Source organism: Cesiribacter andamanensis AMV16 (genome assembly GCF_000348925.1).
GTDB classification, from domain to species: domain Bacteria; phylum Bacteroidota; class Bacteroidia; order Cytophagales; family Cyclobacteriaceae; genus Cesiribacter; species Cesiribacter andamanensis.
Map to the genome: position 1 here is coordinate 1 of NZ_AODQ01000104.1, position 15,937 is coordinate 15,937.

The window sequence follows — 15,937 nt, forward strand, 5'->3', positions numbered from 1 at the left end:
TTTCAACCAGAGTATCGGAGAACATCACGGCAATTTGCGGCTTGCCCTCGATCTCGGCCGCCAGCACCAGGTACAGGCGATCGAACTTCTGGCGCAGCTCATAGGCCAGGCTGCGGAGCACATCGGCACTGGGCAGGCTTACCTGCTGGATGATCACCTGCATACCCCCTATCTCCTGCATGCTGCTGGCCAGCTCGCCGCGCAGGTCGCCCGCCTTTTGCTGCTGCATTTCGTCTACGGACTTTTGCAGGCGCTGGCGCTCTTCCAGCAGGCCGCTGATGGCCGCCCTAAGGTCTTTGGGATTTTTAAGCAGTTGGCGTAGCTCCTCGAGCTGCTGCTGTTGCTGGCGTACCCAGTGCTCGGCCGTGCGGGCCGTTATGGCCTCAATGCGGCGCACCCCGGCCGATACAGAGCTTTCAGACACAATCTTGAATAGGCCGATCTGGCCGGTTGCCGGCACATGCGTACCGCCACACAGCTCTACCGAATAGCTGGGATCAAAGGTGATCACCCGCACGGTATCGCCATATTTCTCCCCAAACAGGGCCATGGCGCCGCGGTCCCGGGCTTCGGCCAGGGGCACATCGGTATCGGCCTGCAGGGCAATGTTCTGGCGCACGCGCTCATTTACCATGTCTTCTACCTGTTGCAGCTCTTCATCGCTGAGCTTGGCAAAATGGCTGAAGTCAAAGCGCAGGCCTTTATCGTTTACCAGCGAGCCCTTTTGCTGCACGTGCTCGCCCAGCACGCGGCGCAGGGCGGCATGCAGCAGGTGGGTAGCGGTATGGTTATTTTGGGTTAGCTGGCGCTTATCGGCATCTACTACGGCCTCGAATTGGGCCTGTGTGTTTTTGGGCAGATGCTCTACGTAGTGCACAATCAGGTCGTTTTCCTTTTTGGTATCCACAATGCGGATACGCTCCTGCCCGTCGCTCAGGTAACCGGTATCGCCCACCTGCCCGCCGCTTTCGGCATAGAAGGGGGTACGGTCCAGCACCAGCTGAAAGCGGTCTTTGTTCTTTTCCTTCACCTGGCGGTAGCGCAGAATCTGCGCCTGGCTGCTCAGCTCCTCATAGCCCCGGAACTCGGTGGGCTGGCTGGCCGGGCGTACCGTTACCCAATCGCCGGTTTCGGAGGTGGCCGCCTGCTTGGAGCGCTGCTTTTGCTTTTCCATCTCTACGGCAAACCCGGCTTCGTCTACGGTAAGGCCGCGCTCCCGGGCAATCAGGGCGGTAAGGTCCAGCGGGAAGCCGAAGGTATCATAGAGCTCAAAGGCCACAGGACCGCTAATGGCGGTGGCACCACCGGCTATGAGGTCGTTGAGGCGGCGCAGGCCTACCTCCAGCGTACGCAGAAAGGAAGCTTCTTCTTCCTGAATCACCCGCATGATAAAGTCCTGCTGCTGCGGTAATTCGGGGAAGAACTCGCCCATCTCCCGGCTCAGAACTTCTACAAGTTTATAGAGATAGGGTTCCTTCAGGTTCAGGAAGGTAAAGGCATAGCGCACGGCCCGGCGCAAAATGCGGCGGATCACATAGCCGGCCCCGGTGTTGGAGGGCAGCTGGCCATCGGCCACGGCAAAGGCAATGGCGCGGATGTGGTCTACCATTACCCGCATGGCAATATCGGTCTGCTCCTCTTTTCCATAGGCAATGCCGGCATCGGCGCTTACCTGCTGGATCATGGGCTGAAAAACGTCCGTATCGTAGTTAGAGGACTTGAACTGAATGGCGCGCACCAGGCGCTCAAAGCCCATGCCCGTATCCACATGGCGGGCGGGCAGCAGTTCCAGGCTGCCATCGGCCTTGCGGTTAAACTGGATGAATACCAGGTTCCAGATCTCGATTACCTGGGGATGGTCATTGTTGACCAGCTCCCGGCCCGGCACCCGATCGATCTCTGCCTGGGGGCGCAGGTCGATGTGAATTTCGGAGCAGGGACCGCAGGGGCCGGTATCGCCCATCTCCCAGAAATTGTCTTTTTTATTTCCGTATAAAATGCGGCTTTCCGGTACATAGGCTTTCCAGAGCTCAAAGGCCTCGGCATCGGGCGCCAGATTTTCGTTGGCATCGCCCTCAAAAACCGATACGTACAGGCGCTCGGTTGGCAGCTTAAAGTGCTCGGTCAGAAGCTCCCAGGCCCAGGCAATAGACTCCTCCTTAAAGTAATCGCCAAAGCTCCAGTTGCCCAGCATTTCAAACATGGTATGGTGGTAGGTATCAATACCCACCTCTTCCAGGTCATTGTGTTTTCCCGATACGCGCAGGCACTTCTGGGTGTCGGCAATGCGGGGATTATCCGGCTCTTTATTGCCCAGAAAGTAGTCTTTGAACTGGTTCATGCCCGCATTGGTAAACAGAAGGGTTGGATCATTCTTATTTACAATTGGCGCAGAAGGCACAATGCGGTGCTTTTTTGATTCAAAAAATTGGAGAAAAGTACTTCGGATTTGCCGGGCGTCCATCATAGGTATCAGGTAAAGGGGTGTGCGGTTATGCAAACTTTTTTATCTTGCATTTGTAAGGGATAACCGCCCGCCGCTTATTAATAGTCTGTAAAATAACTAGAACAAGCGCAAAATTATAAAATAATGTCCATACAGGGATGGCAAGGATAAAATATTACTACGATACCGACACCTGCCGCTACGAGCGGATAGAACGATCTCGCTGGGAAATGTTCCTCAATACCCTGGGTATCCTGATGGTTACCTGCATTATGGCCATCATTATGGTAACCATCTATTTTGAGTACTTCGATTCGCCCAAAGAAGCGCAGATGCGCAAGGAGATTGAGGAGTACAAGCTCTACCAGGAGGTGGTGGAGAAAGACATTACCCGCCTGAGCCAGATGGTGCAGGTGCTGCAGGAGCGGGACGACAATATCTACCGTACCATTTTTGAGGCCGAACCCATTCCCTCTACCATCCGCCAGGCTGGCGTGGGGGGCACCGAGCGCTACAAGAACCTGCTGGAAAAAGGCCTCAGCCGGGATGATCTGATCCTGAGCAACCTCAAGAAAATAGACCAGCTGAAAAAGCAGATGTACATCCAGACCAAATCGTACGACGAGCTTTTTCGCATGGCCAACGACAAGGAAAAAATGTGGGCCAGCATTCCGGCCATTCAGCCCATTTCCAACAAAGAGCTGAACCGCATGGCCTCCGGCTTTGGCCTGCGCATTCACCCCATTTATAAAGTGCGCCGCATGCACACCGGCTGCGACTTCTCGGCACCGAGGGGTACGCCCATTTATGCCACCGGCGATGGCGTAGTAGTGAAAAAAGAATCAAACTATGGCGGCTACGGCAAGGAAGTGGAGATTGACCATGGCTATGGCTATGTAACCAAGTATGCCCACCTTGATAACTTTACCGTACGCAAAGGGCAGCGGGTAAAGCGCGGCGAAGTCATTGGCTACGTAGGCAACACAGGCGCCTCTACCGCCCCGCACCTGCACTATGAGGTTATCAAAGACGGCAAAAAGGTAAACCCCATGAACTTCTTCTTCCAGGAGCTGAACGCCGACGAATACGAAAAAATGCTGGAGCTGGCCTCCAGAGAGAACCAGTCGCTGGGCTAATCCGGCGGCGGTTTCCTCCCTCACTCCAAAGGCTGTGCCCCTCGCACAGCCTTTCCTTTTAAGAGCGATTGTGCGGGCGGATAAAGCGGATGGCCAGCAGAATAATGCCTACCGTAATGAGAATCTCCAGCAGCGCCAGGCCCCAGACGCCCAGCAAATCGGCCAGGAATATAAAGGCAAGGATGGCCAGCAGCACAAGGGCAAGCAGTAGAAATACGTTTAAAAAATCCTGCATTTGATAAAATGTATATGCTACTAACACGGCAGTACACCCCAATTGTTACCCCTTATTGAAAGGGGATTATCTCGGGCCGATCGATTCGAAAATCCTGAAAAACTGCGCCCGGATTGCCCCGGATGGTCAGTGCAAAACCGCCATACGGGCCCGGGTACCAGGCCGCCCGAACCTGAAAGGTCTTAAAGGTAAGGTTTTCGTTGCGCACCCGCAGCCCCAGCCCATAGCCCTGCACCGCACTGCCCCTGAGCGAGAAATAGGGGCTCTCGTTCAGATAGGCCAGATCGGCAAAGGCAAAGGCCGCAAAGCGAAAGCCCAGCGCCTGCCAGGGGCTAAACACAATGCTCTCGGCCGAGGCACTGAAGCGCTGGGTACCGCGCAGAAACACATTGCGAATGCCCCTGATCTCCCGATCGCCCACCGACAAAAACTCATAGCTATAGCGGCGGTCGCCATACATATAGTCCAGGTGCAGCATCTGGCGCAGCATGTACCGCTTCAGGGGCAGCAGCGGGCTTATCCAGTCGGCGGCAGCGTAGCGCATGCGGCGCTCGGCCCGGCTTTCGCCCCCCAGAAACTGGCCGGCCGCCAGGCGCAGGTTTACGTAGCCGGCCCGCCGCAGGTAGGTGCCCCAGCCGCTGCTCAGCTGCACAAATGCAGACTCGCGATCCTGATGTTCAAAGCCGGCCGTAAGGTTGATCAGTGAGCCAAGGGGTACGTCTTCCGTTATGCCAAAGCCGTAAATAAAGGCATCGCGCCGGTAGCGCCGCTGCACCCAGCCTACACTGCCCAGCCACAACTTGCGGTCCAGGAAAAAATCCCGGCTCTCCATCCGATCGCCGGGCGAATCGTGGTGGTAGAGCCGCAGGGCCCGGCCGGCCAGTACCAGCGCCTCCCGCCCACCGGGATGCGCCTGCCGGCTGCGGAAGGGAATGGCATGGGCCGCCCAGAGATCAAGCCAGTCGTGCGACCACCAGACTACGGTATCCAGCAGGGGATTGCGGTTGGGCAATACCCTCAGGCGCTCGTTGCGCTGCAGGTCAAGCCCGCCGGCCCAGCGGATATCCGGGGTATAAAAGGGGCGCTGCAGGCTCAGGCCCACACTCTTGTTGATATCCGTATAGGCAGCATGCAGGGTGCCGGTGGCAAAGGTGCCGGCCATGTTCTCTACAGTATAGGCACCCAGGTAGCCCATGGAGGGGGCGCCCCCTTCCCGAAAAGACAGGCCGGTGCTCAGGCGGTGGCCAATGCCAAAAATATTGTTGTTCTGCACCTCCAGCTGGTAGCTGCTAAACTCGCCTCTGGCTGCACTCACACTGAGGGGAAATACATCCTGAGTGATAACGATCACATCTACCGCATCGGGCTGGCCGGGCACCTCCTGCAGGCGGATGCGGGCATCCCGTATGTAGGAAAGGGAACGCAGCAGACGCTCATTGTCATAAAAGAGCTCAGCCTCTACCGCTTCTCCCTCTTCAAAAAGCAGGTTTTTATCCAGTACCCATCCTTTGGTCTGAAAGTGGATGCGGTTGCCGGTGCGCCCCAGCCAGTTTGTGGCCGTACGGGTGGTGTCATGTACGGTGGGGCCAAAGAGCGGAAGCTTGCGCAGGGTAACGGAGCGAATAACCTTTCCCTGATACTGCTGAAAGTAGTCGAGCGCCTCCTGGTACGATTGGGTAACAACCGGGGCCGGGGCGTTGGGAGCTACAAAAACAAGGTCGTAGAGGCGCCGGGTAAGATTATTGCGGTAAAATTTGGTTTTGAGCTCATCGTAAAACAGCTGGGTACGCGCTTCTTTACTGGTGTCGGTAAGCTGGCGCACCAGCCAGGGCCGAAAGCGGCGCACGGTATCTTCTTCTGGCAGTGGGCGTACTGCGTCTGGCAGCAGGTTGCCTGGCAGGTAGTTGGTTGCGGATGCACAGGAGCCCACCCGGCTCCAGCTGCAGAGCCCAAGCCAAACACAAAACACTACAAGCAACTGTGATCGCAAAATCATACGAAAGCCCCTGCCTCCCTTAACGTAAAGGGCCGTTCAGGAGTTGAGCAGGGCTGCATCAGAGAAAATCCACATCAATATTGAAGGGGTATTTCATCAGGTACTGCAAGGCCAGCTCTACCTTCATATCCTCAAAAAGCACCTTATGCAGCGATTGGGTAATAGGGGCACGCACCTTCATGTTCTCGGCCAGCATCTTCATGACCTTAACGGTATGTACACCCTCGGCGGTCTCTTCCATGGTGGCCATGATCTGGGAGAGGGTTTCGCCCTGGGCCAGGCGGTAGCCTACGGTAAAGTTGCGGCTAAGGGTACTGGTACAGGTAGCCACCAGGTCACCCACGCCGGCCAGGCCTATGAAGGCATGCACATCGCCCCCCAGGGCCTTGCCCAGGTAGATCATCTCTACCATGCCCCGGCTAATGAGCAGCGCCTGGGCGTTTGAGCCCAGCCCCAGGCCACTAATGGCACCCGAGGCTATGGCAATTATATTTTTGAGCACGCCACAGAGCTCTACCCCTACCAGATCATCGCTGCCATAGACCTGAAAGCGATCGGTGCGTAGCAGGCGAATGCCCTCATTGATCACTTCTTTAAAATGGCTGGCCACTACGGTGGCGGCAGGCTGCCGCTGCATCAGCTCGGTGGCCAGGTTGGGACCGGCCAGGCAGCCAATGCGCACCACCACGCTTTCTTCCCGGATCACCTCGCTCATGGTGCGGATGCAGGAGCGGTCTATCTTTGGATTGGCGCTCTGGGGGGTACCCTTGGGCAGGCACATATCAAGGCCTTTGGTGCCATGGATCAGGATATGGTAGGGATGCAGATAGGGGGCCAGCTCCCGCATCATGCTCCGGAAATTGGCCGCCGGCACAATGGGAAAGATCACATTGCAGCGACTGGCCAGCTCTTCCATATTATTGGTAGCCCGGATGCGGCTGTGCAGGCTCTTGCCCTTGTAGGAATCATGCGCCTCAATATGGGTGACCGACTCCAGGCGGCGGGCGTAGAGGAGCACGTCGTTTTTCTCGGCCAGCATGTTTGCCATGGCCAGGCCAAAACTACCAGCGCCTATTACGCCTATCGCCTTTACCCCTTTGTTCATGTATGCGGTGCTCAGATGTGTTGCTCCAGTTCATAGCCTACCAGCCGGTTGTGGTAGTAGAAGAGCGTATTCATGTCTTCGGTTGTAATATCGCCCCGTTTATCGCGCATCAGGGTACGTTTGCTGTGGTACATGCCCACATTCTTCAGGCCGTAGGTGATCACCTTGTCCACATCGCCCATCAGGTTGGGATCTACGTGGATCTTGTTTTGGTGATACATGCGCACCACTACATCACGCATCCGCTCAAAGGTAGCCTTAAAGTCGGCATAGGGAATGGTGAGCTCTTCTTCCGAAAGGCGCAGCAGGCTAAAGAGGTCCAGCTTGTCGTACTTTTTCTGCAGCATTTCAAAGGCCACAAAGGCCACCAGGTGGCTGGGGAATACCCTGTTGATGCGATGATACTCCAGCACAATGGCCTCGCTGAGCATGCGGGTATACTCCTGCTCCCGCTGCTTGTCTTTGGTTACCTCGCCGTTGGAGACAAAGTAATCGCGGGTTTCAATGACCTTGCCGTTGTTATCATAGGAATTGCCCTCATCATCCACATAATTGCCCAGCAGGTCCATGCCCCGGCCTATGGACACCGAAATATCGGAGCCGCGGGTAAAGAACTTGAGCAGAAACTTCATGATCTTGTAGGAGTTGCTGTACCTGTCGGTCTCCACATAGTAGCGCTCCTGCCCCTTGATCTTCAGGTATTCGTTGATGAGGCTGGGCGCCTCCAGCACAAAGTTGTAGTTGAGTGATACCGGCACAATAAACACCTTGCGGGCAGGCTCACCGCCCTTTTGCTCCTTCTGGTACATTTCGCGCTGGGCTTCCATGGCGCTGCTGAGCAGGCCCAGCTTCAGGCGCTTTTCAATTTTGCCGGAGCGGGAACGTGTGCCGCCGGGAAAAAACAGGCTGTGGCAGCCCTTCTGGATGGCCAGGCTGCTGTAGGTCTTGAGTGCCTCCAGGTAGATCACATTTTTTTTGCGGCGGTCTACCTTATAGGCGCCCAGGCTGTTCATGAAATAGGCGATCACCCCTATGTTAAAAAGGTTGAGGCCGGCGCCATAGATAAAGGGGGGCAGGCCAAGCACATGGATTACCCAACCAATGAGGATGGAATCCAGGTTGCTGAAATGGGTTGGCACCATGACTACTACCCCCTTTTGGGCCAGGGAGCGGATGTGATCGGTTTCGCCGGCTATGTGCAGCTTGTCCTGCAGGCTGTACTGGTTGCTCCACAGCGAGCTGAAGCCTTTTACGCGGGAGGCATTGAGCAGGCGGGAGAAGCCAAAGGTAATGGCCCGGCGGGCAAAGCGGTAGGAGTTATGCTGAAAGCTGCCGGCAATCTCCTCTACATAGCGGTAGAGGATGCGGCGCAGCAGTTCCTTCTCCTGCCCTGTAGTTTTGCCATTGGTATCGCTGGAGATGGTCACCAGCAGCTTCTGCACCTCGCCCCAGAATTCGGCATCATCTTCGGGGTCTACGGCCCAGGCGTTTTGCTTAATGCGGTGCTTTTCCCGGTGCAGCGTAGTTTCCAGCTCCTCAATGAGGGCGGCACGGGTGGGTTTGGTTTCCAGAATGCGCTCAATGGAGGCCTCGGTTACTTCTTCAATAAAACTGCGGCGGTTGCGGCTCAGTTGCATTACAGGCCAGTATTCGGCCCGGGCAATGATCGGCTTGTATATCTTTTTGGTATATTCTATCGGTTCCGGCTTGGGATGCATGGCGCATTAATAATGAAGTAAGATCCCCGCCCCCAATGGGGGCGTATGCTGAGATCGAACGCAATTTAGCAGGCCTTTCACTCATAAAAAAATCCTGCAGAGGCAAAGACGGCTGTTGTAAAACTTTCACAGATGGCTGGCCATTAACCCAGCGCCTTCCCTGCATAACACGCAGGCCAGCCGAATGTTAGAATGCAGCCCCCTGCTCAGCACCCCTGCCGGCAGGCTGCCTGCACCCCTTTAGCTCCTGATAAATTCTTCTACCTCCTGGCGGGCAATGCGGCCCTGCAGCTGGGCCAGTAGCTCCTGCCCCTGCAGGCTCCAGCGCAGGCGCCCGCCCATGCGCAGGGGGTCAAAGGCCAACCAGTACTCCAGGCCGGCGGCGGGCAGGTAGCGCAGACGCTCCCGTGGCTGGCAGTCACGGGCCTGGACCAGCTCCAGCACCCCCTCCTGCTGCAGCTGCTGCCACTCCACAGCGCTCAGGGGCAGGCAATACTGCTCCAGCGGCTCGGGGTAGCGTCGAATGAGCCGGTTGGCAAAGGCTACAAACAGCGCCAGCCCCTTGTTTTGGGCAGGCAGCAGAAAGTCGGTATGGTGGCGCTGCTCATACACCACCAGCGCCATGCTGCCCCGGTAGCCCCACCAGATCAGCAGCAGCCCTGCCATCACCCCCGAGAGCAGGCGAAAGGGCATGCTAAAGGTCTGGAAAAGGGCCAGCAGGCAGAGGCTGGCCAGAATGCCTCCCCCAATCAGGGGCAGCCAGAGCTTGCGGTGCTCCAGCGCCAGCTGCTGGATATAGGCCAGGGAAAAGGCGCGGTTCCTGCCCCGGTACACAATGTGCAGGGCCCCTTCGGTAAGCTGCAGCACATTGCGGTGGTCTCCCTCCCGGGAGAGGTAGGCATAGGCAATCAGCTGTGCCGCGGGCTGCGGGCTGTCGGGTATCTCGGGTGCTTTCAAAACTTTCTGAACAAAGAGCAGTACTTATACAAATATCTCTTTTCTCTGCATAGTATCCCGCTTTGTGATGAACATTTGGATTTTCACTGCCGGTCTTATTTTATTACTACTGGTACTTACCGACCTGATCATCACCACCTTTGCACCGGTGGGCTCAGGCAAACTGGCCGGCTACCTGCGCCGGGGGGTGTGGCAGCTGTTCCTGAAACTCTCTGGCAATAAGGGGTCCCGGAAAATCCTCAACTATGCCGGTCCGGTATCGGTGGTGATCTGGCTGTTTGGCTGGCTGCTGCTCATCTGGCTCTCCAACTCGCTTATCTTTATCTCTGATCCGGGCTCGGTGGTGGAGAGCGGCACCCTGCGGTCTACTACCTGGGTAGAAAAGACCTATTTTACCGGCTATGTGCTCTCGACCATGGGCAGTGGCGAGTTTATTGCCCGCGGGCCTGGCTGGCAGCTGTATAGCGCCTTTATCTCCTTTAGCGGCTACATTGTGATCACCATCATCATCACCTACCTCTATTCGGTGGTCACCAACGACATTACGCGGCGCAAGGTAAGCATCCGCATTTACCATTCCGGCGGCAGCCCTCAGGAGATCCTGCTCCGCTACTGGGATGGCAATGACTTCTCCCGGCTTAAAAATGACCTTGCCTCCCTGTCAGAAGAAATTGTAGAGGTGGCTCAAAACCATATGGCGTACCCCATCCTGCACAACTTTCATTCTACCAACCGGGAAGAAAGCCTGGAATTGAACCTTGCCTCCCTGGACGAAGCCCTGAGCATCCTGATGCTGTACAAGCCAGAGGGTGTTGCCCCCTCCCTGCCCGAGCTTTATGAACTGAGAAGCGCCATTACCTATTACCTGCAAACGCTGCACAATGTCCTGATCACCCCGGCTGAGCACGTGCCACCCCCACCTGACCTTACCCCCCTGCTGGCCAATGAACTGCCCCTGGACGGAAAGCCCTTTGAGCAGCTGCAGTCAGATAAATTAAAGCTACGGCGAAAGCTGCTAAAATCCCTGCTCTATAACCAGGGCTGGAAGTGGGAAAAGCTGAATGAAACCACAAAACCGGACCAGATCGATGACTGGCTGAGCAGGATCAGGCGCAAGCGCTCCTATCGATGGCCGGCGCCGGAGCAGGACTAGGACAACAGCTTAAAAAAGAGAGCCCTGCACTGCCTGCACAGCTGGCTGCGGCTCCAGGGGCATGCGCTTCATGACCGGATTTTTAAGCAGATAGTGATGCAGCAGGGGGGCAGCACCGCTGGCCCGGAACACCCGGCTGGCCGCCGCTGCCAGCTCTTCTTCACTGGCATAGCGGCTGGCGGTTTCAAGGGTACCCCAGCGCACCACCCCATGCCCCTGATCCAGAATCACCACCCGCTCTGCCCCATGCCGGCCCCGGTCCAGAATCAGCTCGGCGCGGGGGGGCTGCACTACTGTACCCAGGGCTGCCAGCGCCCGCTGGTTGTAGGTGGCGATTTCTTCTATGCCCTGGCAGGCCTTCAGGCAGGCGGCAGGGGGACAGGCTTCTTTTTTGGCCGTGCTGTAGCGGCGGCACAGGAAGAACTGCTTTACCAGCTGAGAGAGTTTTTCGTTGGCCAGGCGGCGGGAGGCGTAGGGCCCGGGCTCACCGGCCCCGCTTTTGGCCACCCCCAGGTACAGGAAGCCATCGGCGCCCTCGGTGGCCGTAATGCGCCAGCGCAGCGGAGCGGCGGTTTTTTTATTAAAAGGAGGTGCCTGTTTGCTGATCTCCTCATGGGCCAGCAAGACAGCCAGCAGCCCGCTGCCGGTTTCCTCAAAGCGGATATCGGCCAGTTGCTGCTGCAGCGCGCTGCCCAGGCGGCCGGCTTTGTTCTTTAAAAAGGCTATGGCACGGCGGCGCAGGTTAGTGGTGCCTTCAATGAGCAGAAGCTCGTCCTGCGCGTTGTGCAGGTACAGCAGCCCGGCAGTCTGGGGAATATCTTCCAGCCGTATACCCTTCAGACGGCGGTTAAGCGCCTCATAGGGGCTGCCGCTGGCCACAAAGGCCTGCAGCCTTTCGGGCTCATTGTGCTGCAGGATGCGCTCCAGCAGCAGTAGGGTGGCATGGGCATCGCCGGCAGCCCGGTGGCGGTCCTGCAGGGGTATGCTGATGGCTTCGCAGAGGCGGCCCAGGCTGTAGCTGTCCTGGCCGGGGATGAAGTGGCGGCTCAGGCGCACGGTACACAGGCGGTCCCGCTCAAAGGGCTGGCCCAGGCGGGCAAACTCATGGCGGATAAAATTATAATCGAAGGCCACATTGTGCGCCACAAAGATACAGCCCTGCGTAAGGCGGTCTACCTGCGGGGCAATCTCCTCAAAAGTGGGCGCATCCTGCACCATCTCATCGGTAATGCCGGTAAGCTGGCTAATAAAGGCCGGAATGGGCTGGCCGGGATTCACCAGCGAACTAAAACTATCCACCAGGCGGCTGCCATCGTGGATATAGATGGCAATTTCGGTGATGCGGCTCCAGCGTATGCCGCCACCGGTGGTTTCTATGTCTACAACAGCGTACATGCTCTGCGAATTTAGAACAAAACACCAGGCTCTCCCAAAAAATTTAGCAAGTCATAAAAAACTCTGTAAAATATGGGGCGGCAGCCTGTTGCCTGCCAAACATTTGAACCCTTGGGCTACTTTATTAAGCAGGCGTAACCCCCTACTGCTATGAGTGTACGAAACCTGCTGGTACCAACCGATTTTTCTGATGCCTCGCTGATCTCGCTGCAGTATGCCCTGGACATGGCCCGGGACCTGCAGGCCACTGTGTATGTGCTGAACAGCTATTATATCCCCATTAATACGCTGGAAACCGATTATGTAGCCGACCAGGCCATCTGGCTGGAGCAGGCCCGCCAGCGGGCCCTGGAAGAAATGCAGCTACTGGAAGACCGGCAGCTGAAGCCCTCCGGCGTGCCCTATGAGTGCATGGTGCAGCCCGGCCCTACCAGCAGCGACCTCAACGATGCTATTGCCGAGAAAGACATTGACCTGGTGATCCTGCATACACACGACAGCGGCGGGCTGGACAGTTTCTTTGGCAATATGTATACCTATGCCATCCGCCATGCCAAAGCGCCGGTACTGCTGATCCCCGATGGCAGCCGCTACCGCCGCCCGCGCAAGCTGGTGTTTGCCACCGACCTGAAACCTTTTGACAATCCAAAACCTGTAGAGAACCTGCTGGGCATAGCCCGCTGGCTGCAGACCGATATTGTGTTGCTGCATGTGCATGAAAGCAGGGAGGGCCTCTCACCCAAAAAAGAAAAAGAACTACAGCAGCTGCAGGGCTACTTTCAGCAGCAGCCCAGCGTGGTGCTGCAGCAGGCCGATGATAAGGAGGAGGCTATTTTGCAGCTGGCCCGCCAGGAACAGCCCGACTGGCTTATGGCCGTTTCACACCATTATGGCCTGCTGGAGGGACTTTTCCACAGCAGCCTTACCAAAAAGCTGGCCCGGGAAACCGATATCCCCCTGCTGGTATCGCACGAGTAAGGGGATAGCGGCCGCCCGGGCCAAAATTCTGACTAGTAAAATTTTCTTCAGGACAGTGGCCCTTAGGTTGACTCACCCTCCTGCTGGTTCTGCTTGCCTTTGGGGCTGTTGTCTTTCTGGCGGCTGGCCGGCACATCGGAGGTGCCCATGCGCTCGGTGCGTACATTGGGAGCCGTTTCTCCCTTAAGGTTTGGATTTTGCTCTTTGGCCGGATCCCGGTCCTTCAGCTCGCTTTTATTTACATGGTGGTCTCTTCCTGTATTACGTCCCATATGCTGTGGTTTTTGGTTCTTGAATAAATAGGTTCTATCCTATTAGGTACTTGCAAAAGCAGCAAAGGGTTGCAGCTCAAGAGGGAGATCAGCCGCTAGCGGCTTAAAAAATATAGCGGATCTCATTCCAGGGAATCAGGTCCTGGTGCAGCGCCTGCCACTGTCCAATCCACTCCCGTTTCAGGGGGATGCGGTAGCGCAGCGCCTGGCTGCCGTACTGGCTGGTTTTGGCTTCCTGCAGCTCAGGCTTCCAGAGCAAGGCTTCGCTGGCCTGCAGGCCTCGCTCCAGGTTGCGCTGGTGCTGCCAGGGGTTATGGGTCAGAAAGATGGCCTCTGCCTTTACCTCCTCCCGCAGCGCCTCCGGTACTGCAGCGGCCACCTGCAGAAATAGCTGCCGGTAGTCGTCCAGCCAGCCCTCATACACCACAATGGGCGAAAAGTTCAGGTGCACCTCATAGCCCGCCTGCGCAAAGGGCACCAGGGCTGCCAGCCGCTCGGCAATAGGGGCGGTGTTGGGTTCCAGCCGGCTGCTGATGGATTGCGGCATCAGGCTGAAGCGGATGCGTACTTTTTTCTGCGGATCATAGGCCAGCAGTGCTTCATTTACATATTTGGTGGCAAAGGTGGCTTTGGCCCTGGGGTGTTTTTTAAAAAAGCCAAACACCCGTTCCCAGGGGTAGTGCTTCCAGTGCAGCGAGATGTCCGTAGCGCAGCCAATGTCATAGGTCCAGTACAGGGGGTCTACCTGATTGGGTTCCTTTGGGAACGGCTGGGCCGCCACATGCAGCTCCAGCCGGGTCAGGATCTCCTCCAGATTTTCGTTGATAAACACATGCTCGTAATTGTAGCGCATCACATAGCAGTAGGTGTTTCGACAGCCCCCCAGGCAGCCATAGATAAAATTGGGGGTTACAAAATCGGAGGAACGCTCATTTGCTTTAATGGATAGCGTTTTGGTACGCTGGCGTTTTAGCTTCGGCATAGTTCTAAAACAAGGGTCTTGTACCAAAGATTCGGCTGAAAACGCAAGTATGCAACTTCTGCCACTATTTTGTGGTGTTGGCTTCTTTGCCTAATTTTCTGCCTATGAACCCAAACCTGCTCTATGCCTGGTCCGGACTGGGGCGCCTCATTTCTGTACGCCTTCTTACCCACCGGCTTATTTTGCTGTGCATGCTGGCAGCAGCACTGCTGGCCGGAGCAGGCTACCTGGGCTTTTTTGAAGAAGACCTGAAAGGGGCGGCCATTTACGGAAGCCAGATTGGGCTGGCGGTTTTTCTAAGCTGGGCCATTTGCCGGGAGCTGCATCCAGATGCCCCCTGGGCGGCCTTTGTAGCCGTGGGACTGGCCTCGGCAGGCTTGTGGCTCTGGCCTATGCCCGATCTGCTGCTGCTCTTTTGCATCCTGCTGTGTCTGCGGCTGGTGATCCGCCCGGCGGGGGTGCCGGCCCGGCCGGGCGATGTGCTGCTGCTCCTGGGCCTGATGGGCTGGCTGCTCTACCGGGGGCAGCCCATGGCCGGTGTGCTGGTTACGGCTGCCTTCTGGCTCAATGGCAGCCTGCCGCAGCCACAAGCCTGGCAGCGCTACCTGGCCCTGCTCTGCGGCCTGAGCCTGCTGATTGCCTTCTGGCTTAAACCTTTTGCCCTGCCACCTGCGTTTCTGTCCATAGAGATCAACATTCTGATCATAGCCCTGGCTACCGCCTTTGCGCTTTTTATCCGTAAGCTCAAGGAGCTGCATGCCCGGGCCGATGCCGATGGCAGCCCCCTCCTGCTCCGGCGCCTGAAAGCCGCGCAGGTTCTGGTGCTGCTGGTGGTAAGTATGTTCACCCTCTGGTTTGGCGATGGCCTGTTTGCGGCACTGGTACCGGTATGGGCCTGCTTTGCGGCGCCTTTTCTTTATGCGGCATTTGGCGGCAGGGGCGCTTCTGGCGCTGTACACCTCCTGTCAGGAGAGAATCCGTCTTAACCCAGCTGTAATGGATACACAAAACGCATCTAAAGCCGTAATTTTCGATATGGATGGGGTATTGGTAAACAACCACGCCTTTCATGTAAAAGCCTGGAAAGAATTTTGCCGGCGCCACCAGCGTTCACTTGACGAAGCGGAGTTTAGCGAGCACATCAACGGCCGCTCGGTTTGGGAGGCCATCCGCTACCTGTTCGGCCAGGAGCTAAGCGAACAGAAAGTGCGGGAATTGGGAGAAGAAAAAGAAGAGCTTTACCGGAACCTGTACAAGCCGCACCTGCAGCCAACACCCGGCCTTGAAGCCTTTCTGCAGAAGCTGCAGCAGGCTGGCTGGCGGCTGGCGCTTGCCACCTCAGCTCCGCCCCTCAACATGCACTTTACGCTGGATGCCCTGGGCGTTGCTCCCTATTTTTCGCATACAATAGATGGCTCGCAGGTAAAACGGGCCAAGCCTGCCCCCGACCTCTATTTGAAGGCAGCCCATGTACTGGAACTGGCCCCCGAGCGTTGTATTGTTTTTGAAGANCAAAGGCGGGCATCAGGGCTGCTCAGGAGGCCGGCATGGCGGTAATTGCCCT

14 protein-coding genes are annotated in these 15,937 nt (G+C 56.9%); 5 read left to right on the top strand and 9 right to left on the bottom strand.

The features are described 5' to 3' along the window. On the bottom strand, positions 1-2,464 hold a 2,464-nt coding region (alaS, locus tag ADICEAN_RS15915; protein ID WP_040397603.1), incomplete at its 3' end, for an alanine--tRNA ligase. Positions 2,465-2,604: 140 nt separating this feature from the next. Here alaS and ADICEAN_RS15920 point away from each other — a divergent pair. Further along, the gene (locus ADICEAN_RS15920) at positions 2,605-3,582 is read left to right on the top strand and encodes a M23 family metallopeptidase (protein ID WP_009196667.1); all 978 of its coding nucleotides are present in this window, start codon (positions 2,605-2,607) and stop codon (positions 3,580-3,582) included. A 58-nt stretch (positions 3,583-3,640) separates the two neighbouring features. Here ADICEAN_RS15920 and ADICEAN_RS22910 read toward each other — a convergent pair whose 3' ends face one another. The 5 genes from ADICEAN_RS22910 to ADICEAN_RS15940 all read right to left on the bottom strand — a co-directional run bounded on the left by ADICEAN_RS22910 (position 3,641) and on the right by ADICEAN_RS15940 (position 9,593). Beyond that, on the bottom strand, positions 3,641-3,817 hold the full coding sequence (locus tag ADICEAN_RS22910) for a hypothetical protein (RefSeq protein WP_009196668.1): 177 nt from the start codon (positions 3,815-3,817) through the stop codon (positions 3,641-3,643). A 52-nt stretch (positions 3,818-3,869) separates the two neighbouring features. Then, the gene (locus ADICEAN_RS15925) at positions 3,870-5,747 is read right to left on the bottom strand and encodes a BamA/TamA family outer membrane protein (protein WP_040397605.1); all 1,878 of its coding nucleotides are present in this window, start codon (positions 5,745-5,747) and stop codon (positions 3,870-3,872) included. A 124-nt stretch (positions 5,748-5,871) separates the two neighbouring features. Further along, positions 5,872-6,918, bottom strand: coding sequence for an NAD(P)H-dependent glycerol-3-phosphate dehydrogenase (locus ADICEAN_RS15930; RefSeq protein WP_009196670.1), 1,047 nt, complete (start codon positions 6,916-6,918; stop codon positions 5,872-5,874). 11 nt (positions 6,919-6,929) lie between these two features. Further along, the gene (locus ADICEAN_RS15935; RefSeq protein ID WP_009196671.1) at positions 6,930-8,636 is read right to left on the bottom strand and encodes a 1-acyl-sn-glycerol-3-phosphate acyltransferase; all 1,707 of its coding nucleotides are present in this window, start codon (positions 8,634-8,636) and stop codon (positions 6,930-6,932) included. Between the two features lie 240 nt (positions 8,637-8,876). Then, a complete protein-coding gene (locus ADICEAN_RS15940) occupies positions 8,877-9,593 on the bottom strand; it encodes a hypothetical protein (protein ID WP_009196672.1) in 717 nt (238 codons plus the stop codon). A gap of 67 nt (positions 9,594-9,660) precedes the next feature. Here ADICEAN_RS15940 and ADICEAN_RS15945 point away from each other — a divergent pair, with 67 nt between their 5' ends. Next, complete coding sequence (locus tag ADICEAN_RS15945; protein ID WP_009196673.1) at positions 9,661-10,746, top strand: isoprenoid biosynthesis enzyme family protein; 1,086 nt, start codon at positions 9,661-9,663, stop codon at positions 10,744-10,746. Between the two features lie 9 nt (positions 10,747-10,755). Here ADICEAN_RS15945 and ADICEAN_RS21460 read toward each other — a convergent pair whose 3' ends face one another. After that, positions 10,756-12,141 (bottom strand): exonuclease domain-containing protein, encoded by a 1,386-nt coding sequence (locus ADICEAN_RS21460; protein WP_009196674.1) that lies wholly within the window; start codon positions 12,139-12,141, stop codon positions 10,756-10,758. A gap of 150 nt (positions 12,142-12,291) precedes the next feature. Here ADICEAN_RS21460 and ADICEAN_RS15955 point away from each other — a divergent pair, with 150 nt between their 5' ends. After that, on the top strand, positions 12,292-13,119 hold the full coding sequence (locus ADICEAN_RS15955) for a universal stress protein (protein ID WP_009196675.1): 828 nt from the start codon (positions 12,292-12,294) through the stop codon (positions 13,117-13,119). A 62-nt stretch (positions 13,120-13,181) separates the two neighbouring features. Here ADICEAN_RS15955 and ADICEAN_RS15960 read toward each other — a convergent pair whose 3' ends face one another. Both ADICEAN_RS15960 and ADICEAN_RS15965 read right to left on the bottom strand, forming a co-directional pair. Continuing rightward, positions 13,182-13,391, bottom strand: coding sequence for a hypothetical protein (locus ADICEAN_RS15960; protein WP_009196676.1), 210 nt, complete (start codon positions 13,389-13,391; stop codon positions 13,182-13,184). A 103-nt stretch (positions 13,392-13,494) separates the two neighbouring features. After that, the gene (locus tag ADICEAN_RS15965) at positions 13,495-14,373 is read right to left on the bottom strand and encodes an SPL family radical SAM protein (RefSeq protein ID WP_009196677.1); all 879 of its coding nucleotides are present in this window, start codon (positions 14,371-14,373) and stop codon (positions 13,495-13,497) included. 104 nt (positions 14,374-14,477) lie between these two features. Between ADICEAN_RS15965 and ADICEAN_RS15970 the strand changes: the two genes are divergently transcribed. Further along, entirely contained in the window at positions 14,478-15,359 is an 882-nt protein-coding gene (locus tag ADICEAN_RS15970) for a hypothetical protein (RefSeq protein ID WP_009196678.1), read from the top strand. A 10-nt stretch (positions 15,360-15,369) separates the two neighbouring features. After that, entirely contained in the window at positions 15,370-15,930 is a 561-nt protein-coding gene (locus ADICEAN_RS15975) for an HAD family hydrolase (protein ID WP_009196679.1), read from the top strand. Positions 15,931-15,937: the final 7 nt, after the last annotated feature.

Excerpts from the sequence above, each read along its gene's own strand:
- ADICEAN_RS15945 (WP_009196673.1), top strand. The coding sequence starts at position 9,661 with ATGAACATTTGGATTTTCACTGCCGGTCTTATTTTATTACTACTGGTA.
- ADICEAN_RS15930 (WP_009196670.1), bottom strand. The coding sequence starts at position 6,918 with ATGAACAAAGGGGTAAAGGCGATAGGCGTAATAGGCGCTGGTAGTTTT.
- ADICEAN_RS15955 (WP_009196675.1), top strand. The coding sequence starts at position 12,292 with ATGAGTGTACGAAACCTGCTGGTACCAACCGATTTTTCTGATGCCTCG.
- ADICEAN_RS15960 (WP_009196676.1), bottom strand. The coding sequence starts at position 13,391 with ATGGGACGTAATACAGGAAGAGACCACCATGTAAATAAAAGCGAGCTG.
- ADICEAN_RS15935 (WP_009196671.1), bottom strand. The coding sequence starts at position 8,636 with ATGCATCCCAAGCCGGAACCGATAGAATATACCAAAAAGATATACAAG.
- ADICEAN_RS15965 (WP_009196677.1), bottom strand. The coding sequence starts at position 14,373 with ATGCCGAAGCTAAAACGCCAGCGTACCAAAACGCTATCCATTAAAGCA.
- ADICEAN_RS15970 (WP_009196678.1), top strand. The coding sequence starts at position 14,478 with ATGAACCCAAACCTGCTCTATGCCTGGTCCGGACTGGGGCGCCTCATT.
- ADICEAN_RS22910 (WP_009196668.1), bottom strand. The coding sequence starts at position 3,817 with ATGCAGGATTTTTTAAACGTATTTCTACTGCTTGCCCTTGTGCTGCTG.
- ADICEAN_RS21460 (WP_009196674.1), bottom strand. The coding sequence starts at position 12,141 with ATGTACGCTGTTGTAGACATAGAAACCACCGGTGGCGGCATACGCTGG.
- ADICEAN_RS15920 (WP_009196667.1), top strand. The coding sequence starts at position 2,605 with ATGGCAAGGATAAAATATTACTACGATACCGACACCTGCCGCTACGAG.